The 2,080-nt window shown below is 46.5% G+C and carries 1 protein-coding gene, 1 tRNA gene and 1 pseudogene; all 3 read left to right on the forward strand.

The annotated features are described in order from the left end of the window. Positions 1-78: pseudogene (locus K0F88_RS32760) on the forward strand (glutamine amidotransferase); the annotation flags it as partial. Between the two features lie 870 nt (positions 79-948). After that, positions 949-1,022 (forward strand) — tRNA-Cys (locus tag K0F88_RS31905). A gap of 394 nt (positions 1,023-1,416) precedes the next feature. Beyond that, positions 1,417-2,080, forward strand: a 664-nt coding sequence (locus K0F88_RS31910; protein ID WP_219097863.1) for an AAA family ATPase, incomplete at its 3' end; no start/stop codon positions are given.

The raw sequence follows: 2,080 nt of genomic DNA on the forward strand, positions 1-2,080 counted from the left end.
GCAGTGTTCGAAGGTGCCGGGCTATCTTCAGAGATCATTTCTCAGTTCAGGTCAATGTTGGCAGCGGAACATCGGTGACCGCTTCGTCCTACAAAACAGCTGATCCAGGTGATGTGTTCGAGTGGCTGCTCAGCCGATTGCTGCCTGTCGTGAGGGGCAGCAAACGGCCGATTCTGTTGAAAAAGTCGGCGTTGGTTTGCGCATCAGAAAAGTAAGTGTCCGAGATTAAAATCTTTACTTCTGGCAGAGGCTTCCGGGCTCGGATTTCACGTAGCGGCGCGACAAAACGGCGTTTTCACCAGTCAATGATCAGGCAATTTGGGCCGGCCGACTTTTTCAACAGAATCGACCCAAAGCTGACGGTCGCAAATGCCAACGAAACACGTGCAAATTCATCCTGCGGACACGTTTGTTAGCAGATTCCGTTGCGGACTGTCTTCGCCTTCTACTTGGCACTGTTTAGCAGGAAGGCTGGTCCAGCTTATTGAGTGAATTTGCCTGGTTGGCCTGAGGTGCTATGCCAAGGCGTTGGTTGGCCGGTTCAGTTGGTTTGCCCCTAAGTATGTGACCAATGGTTAAGGTGGTTATACGACCAAGAGGATGCCGCAGTATCTGTCGATGTAATGGGTGATGGAGCGGCCAGTTCCTCCAAGTGGACAATGTTGTCATCCGGTTTGAGCACCAGTACGTCGCTGTCCAAGGTGCCGTTGCGCTTGGGCCAAGGAGGGCGCTGGACACCGGAGGCTAAAAAAAATCGTGCGGCAGAATTTTTTTTGAAATCAAGGGGTTGCCAGCCTCAATAAATGAGTACATAATTCACGCCATCGAAAGCACTGGCGGCAGAAAAAGCTCAATGTTTTCAAGGGGATAGAGCGCGAAACCTAGTCTCGTTTCCCGCTCCAAGTTTGTACACATTTGATGTTGCGCTACATGACATTAAATGTTTGAGGCCGAGTAGCAAAATGGTTATGCAGTGGATTGCAAATCCACCTACGCCGGTTCGATTCCGACCTCGGCCTCCACTATAAATAGCCCCGTAGATCAACGATCTACGGGGTTTTTTATTGCCTTTAGAAAACTCATGTGTTCCGCATTTTTTGGGCGGAGTTCCGCAACGTCGGATGATAGGTGCAATTACATCGTGAACGTAAAAGCTCACTGAGAGAGAGGGGAAGACTAGGGTCACTGTCCAGCGGCAACATACGCTTCGTCACTGGATCGTTTGATGCTCCTCATATTCCCGCCGGGTAAAACCCGTCGCCATCATCATTGATGATTTTTTAATCTGTGAGCTGACTGGGCTGGGCCCGATTCCGCTCGCTGTCTAAGATTCTTCTGCAAAACGATAGACACGACGGTGGCAAAACGCTACGTTTGTCATTTTTTAGTCCGTATTAGTATTGAACAGGGACGTGAATGAGCATTCATAGCATTAAAGTTGAAAACTTCAAAAAATTCTCTTCCTTAGAGTTGGATTTGAGGTGCCCTATAACTTTGATTTATGGGGAGAATAGTTCGGGCAAGACATCTTCGATACGGGCTCTGCTCGGTTTAATGCAAACGTTTTTGGTGAGCAATAAATATCAAGTATGGAATGCGCAGGGTGAGTTTGTGGATCTAGGCTTATATAAAGATTATATAAAAAACCACAATATAAAAGAAAAATTTAGTATTTCTCTTCGTAGTTCAGAATACACTCCATATCAGTTTAATTATAAGCGCGGACAAAAGTCTAAGGTCAAACAAAAGCCCAGGCACGAAACGGAACAAAAATTTACGTACGAGCATGATGCCTCAACTAACCAGGCTAAACTTTTCTCGTTCACTGAAACGACATATGGGGAGGACTTAGCTGATCTTGTAAAGATATCGCCAGAGTATGGGATGGAGGCGATTTCTAGCCCTTCAGTCTCTCTTAAGGTTTCCAGACCTCGGACAAGAAGTTATTTTCACTATAATGTGGATCCTAAGTCTATCATCTCCATGTTTAGTGGTGAGGCTTTTGACAGTAATATAAAAGAAAATTATCCCTTGAATCGCCCCGGATTTTCTAGACACTCTCCAGGCTCGCTGCGTAACG

Source organism: Pseudomonas sp. UMAB-40 (genome assembly GCF_900095275.1).
GTDB classification, from domain to species: Bacteria; Pseudomonadota; Gammaproteobacteria; order Pseudomonadales; family Pseudomonadaceae; genus Aquipseudomonas; species Aquipseudomonas mandelii_B.